At 65.3% G+C, this 4,575-nt stretch carries 3 protein-coding genes; all 3 read right to left on the bottom strand.

Annotated features, from left to right (window positions below):
• The coding region (locus WAW17_RS26720; RefSeq protein WP_422335885.1) for a tRNA-guanine transglycosylase at nt 1–683 on the bottom strand (683 nt) is incomplete at its 3' end.
• Between the two features lie 99 nt (nt 684–782).
• Entirely contained in the window at nt 783–2,738 is a 1,956-nt protein-coding gene (locus WAW17_RS26725) for an ABC transporter ATP-binding protein (protein ID WP_422335886.1), read from the bottom strand.
• Complete coding sequence (locus WAW17_RS26730) at nt 2,735–4,468, bottom strand: ABC transporter ATP-binding protein (RefSeq protein WP_422335887.1); 1,734 nt, start codon at nt 4,466–4,468, stop codon at nt 2,735–2,737. Before WAW17_RS26730 ends, WAW17_RS26725 begins: the two co-directional genes overlap by 4 nt.
• Nucleotides 4,469–4,575 lie beyond the last annotated feature (107 nt).

Raw genomic sequence — 4,575 nt, forward strand, 5'->3', positions numbered from 1 at the left:
ACGCCGAACAGAGCCTGGTACGGGCGGTGCGCACGCTCGGCGCTGAGCTTCTCGTGCTCCACGATGCAGCGCACCGCCCACGCCTGGGTGCGCTCGACGGATTCCTCCTGGTATCGGCGCGTGTTCATCAGCGTGGTCAGCTCGTCGAACGCGAACATGATGTCGGCGCCGAGCTGGTGCTGGATGCGCATCGACACCTCGGGGGTGAAGCGGTGCCGCGACCCGTCGAGGTGCGATGTGAACGTGACACCGTCGTCGTCGACCGTCGCGAGGCGCTCCTTGCCCTTCGCAATGACATCGTCGGACCGGACCCCGACGGACTCCATCGCGAGGACCTTCTTGAACCCCACGCCGAGCGACATCACCTGGAACCCGCCGCTGTCGGTGAACGTGGGGCCCGGCCAGTTCATGAACTTGCCCAGTCCCCCGGCCTCGTCCACGATGTCCGCGCCGGGCTGCAGATACAGGTGGTAGGCGTTGGCCAGCAGCGACTCCGCGCCGAGCGCCGTCATAGCCTCGGGAAGAACAGCCTTGACCGTCGCTTTGGTGCCGACAGCCACGAACGACGGGGTGGGAATGTCGCCGTGCGGGGTGTGAATGGTCCCGGTGCGACCCAGCCGTCCGTCGAGTCGGGTACCGACGGTGAAGAACGGATCGGGCGGGGTCGGGACTACAGCATTCACGGTGAGTATCCAACCACGCCGCGGATTCGCCCGGTGATGATGCCGGCGAGGTGTCGAGAAGGTCGGACCACCGGTGGCCCTGGCGTCCTACACGGCGTCCTACAACTCGGCGCCGACGAACTGGCTGTTGTAGAGGCGGTAGTACGCGCCGCGGGCGAGGAGGAGGTCGTCATGGCCGCCCTGCTCCACGATTCGGCCGTCCTCCATCACGACGATGAGATCGGCGTCGCGGATGGTGGACAGGCGATGGGCGATCACGAAACTCGTCCGGTCGCTGCGCAGTACGGCGGTCGCGTGCTGCACCAGCAGTTCGGTGCGGGTATCGACGGAACTCGTCGCCTCGTCGAGGATCAGGATCGACGGCTGTGAGATGAACGCGCGGGCGATGGTGACCAACTGCTTCTCGCCGGCACTGATGTTGCTTCCCTCTTCGTCGATGACGGTGTCGTACCCGTCGGGCAGCGAGTGGACGAACCGGTCGACGTAACTGATCCGGGCCGCCGCGTGGATCTCCTCCTCGGTGGCGTCGGGACGTCCGTAGGCGATGTTGTCGCGGATGGTGCCGCCGAACAGCCACGCGTCCTGGAGCACCATTCCGACACGGGACCGCAGGTCGTCGCGCGACATCTCGGCGATGTCGACGCCGTCGAGAAGGATTCTGCCGCCGTCCAATTCGTAGAACCGCAGGATCAGGTTGACGAGGGTGGTCTTGCCGGCGCCGGTGGGTCCGACGATGGCGACCATCTGCCCGGGTTCGGCCACGAGCGACAGATTCTCGATCAGCGGCTCCTCCGCCGCGTAGCTGAACGACACGTCCGAGAACTCCACCCTGCCGCGAGGTTCGGCCGGTGTGGGAGCGTCGGCGCGGTCGGGCTCCTCCTCGTCCTCGTCGAGGATCGCGAACACCCGCTCCGCGGACGCCACACCCGACTGCATGAGGTTCACCATCGCCCCGATCTGGGTGAGCGGCTGGGTGAACTGGCGGGAGTACTGGATGAACGCCTGCACGTCGCCGAGGCTCATCGTGCCGGACGCCACGCGCATGCCGCCGAGGACGGCGATGGCGACGTAGTTGATGTTCCCGAGAAACATGATGGCCGGCATGATCAGACCGGAGATGAACTGCGCCCGGTAACTGGCCTCGTACAGACCCTCGTTCTGCTCGTCGAAACGGGCTTCCACCTCGCGGCTGCGACCGAACACGGTGACCAGTTCGTGGCCGGTGAACGCCTCCTCCACTTGCGAGTTGAGTGCGCCGGTGGATTTCCACTGCGCCACGAAGTGCGTCTTGGACCGCTTCGCGATCAGCGCCGTCACCAACACCGATACCGGAACCGTCAGCACAGCGATCAAGGCGAGCAGCGGCGAGATCACGATCATCATGACGAGGATGCCGATGACGGTCATCGCCGACACGATCAGCTGACTCAGGGTCTGCTGCAACGACTGCGACACGTTGTCGATGTCGTTGGTGACGCGACTGAGCAGGTCACCACGGGAATGGGAATCGAAGTAGCGCAGCGGAAGCCGGTGAATCTTGCGTTCCACCTCGGCGCGCAGATTCTTGACGACACCCTGCACGACGATGTTGAGCAGGTACGCCGAGAACCACATGAAGATCGACGACCCCACGTACAGCGCGAAGACGATCGCCAGCACCCGGCCGAGTTCGGCGAAGTCGATGCCGACACCGGGCACCACGGCCATACCGGACACCATGTCGGCGAACGTGTTCTGACCGTCCGCACGCAGTCCGGCGACGGCTTGTTCCTTCGAAAGCCCCGCGGGCAGCTGTTTGCCGATGATGCCGTCGAAGATCAGGTTTGTGCCCTGACCGAGCATCCGCGGCGCGATCGAGGTGAGTACCACTGCGATGGCTGCGAGGGCGAAAACGGTACCGACGGCGAGGCGGTGCGGACGCAGACGTCCCAGCAGTCGCTTGGTGGACGGCCACAGGGCGTGCGGCTTGGAACCGGGGGCGCCGGGCGCCATAGGTCCCGGTATGCGCGGTTCGGACGGCTTCTCCGCTGTGGCGGTGCTGCTGCGATCGCTCATAGCGCTTCCTGGACGGATCGTTGGGATTCGACGATCTCCGAATAGGTGGGGCAGGTGTCGACCAGCTCGTCGTGCGTCCCGATCCCGACGATCGCGCCGTCCTCGAGGACCACGATCTGATCGGCTTCGACGATGGTCGACACGCGCTGGGCGACGATGATCACGCAGGCATCCGACGTCTCGGGTTCGAGCGCCGCCCGGAGCCGGGCGTCGGTGGTGAGGTCGAGGGCCGAGAACGAGTCGTCGAACAGGTAGATCGAGGGCCGCCGGACGAGCGCGCGGGCGATGGCCAGGCGCTGTCGCTGACCGCCCGAGACCGTCGTACCCCCCTGCGCCACCGGCGTGTCCAGACCTTCCGGCATGTTGCGCACGAAGTCGGCGGCCTGTGCCACTTCGAGGGCATGCCACAGTTCGTCGTCGGTAGCGTCGGGCTTACCGTAGCGGAGGTTGGTCGCGACGGTGCCCGAGAACAGATACGGTCGTTGCGGGACAAGGCCGATCCGGGACCGCAGAACATCGAGGTCGAGGTCCCGCACATCGACGCCCGACACCGTGATCGAACCCGAGGTGGCGTCGATCAATCGCGGAATCAGTGACAGCAGCGTGGTCTTGCCGGAGCCGGTACCGCCGATGATCGCGGTGGTCTTTCCGGGCTCGGCGCGGAAGCTGATGCCACGCAAGACCGGAACGTCTGCCCCGGGAAATTTGAACTCGGCGTGGTGCAATTCCACCAGCGCGGGGGTGTCCGGAATCGTGACCGGCGCGGACGGTGGAACCACCGTCGATTCCGTCTCCAGCACCTCGCTGATCCGCTCGGCACACACGGTGGCGCGGGGAGCCATCATCGCGATGAACGACGCCATCATCACCGACATCAGGATCTGCATGATGTAACTGAGCAGGGCGGTGAGTGAACCGACCTGCATGGTGCCCTTGTCGATCTCGTGACCGCCGAACCAGATCACGGCAACACTGGTGATGTTCGCGATAACCATCACCAGCGGGAACATCAGCGCGGTGAGCCGGCCCACCCGCAGCGCGGTTTGGGTGAGTTGCTCGTTCGCGTCCTCGAACCGCTGGATCTCGGATCGCTCGCGGACGAACGCCCGGACCACCCGGATGCCGGTGATCTGCTCACGCAGCACCCTGTTGACCGCGTCGATACGGGTCTGCATCTCACGGAACGCGGGCACCATCTTGGAGATCACGACCCCCATCGACAGCGCGAGGACCGGCACGGTGACGGCGAGGATCCAGGACAGCCCGGCGTCCTCGCGGATCGACATGACGATCCCGCCCACGCACATGATGGGCGCCATCACCAGAATGGTGCAGCTCATGACCACGAGCATCTGCACCTGCTGCACGTCGTTGGTGTTGCGCGTGATGAGAGACGGCGCGCCGAACTTGCCGAATTCGCGCGACGAGAAACTGCCCACCTGATGCATCACGGCCTGGCGGACGTCGCGGCCGAAACCCATCGCGGCCCGCGCACCGAAATACACCGACCCGATGGAGCAGACGATCTGCACGACGGTGACGAGCAGCATCACGCCGCCGGTCGAAAGGATGTACCCGGTGTCGCCCTTGGTGACTCCGTTGTCGATCAGATCGGCATTGAGGCTGGGCAGATACAACGCGGCCGCCGTCGCGACCAGCTGGAACAGGATCACACCCGTGAGGTCCCGCTTGTACGGACGCAGGTAGGTGCGGAGCAGTGAGATCAGCATGGGCGGCGATCCTGGCGGTTGATCATGATGTCCCGAAGGTTACCAACAGAAACGGCCTGCGGCTCGTGACTTTTCGAGCGCCGTGAGTGGTCGAGGGATCCCGAGAC

Origin of the sequence: Rhodococcus sp. (in: high G+C Gram-positive bacteria), assembly GCF_049286785.1 — a bacterium.
Lineage (GTDB): Bacteria > Actinomycetota > Actinomycetes > Mycobacteriales > Mycobacteriaceae > Rhodococcus_F.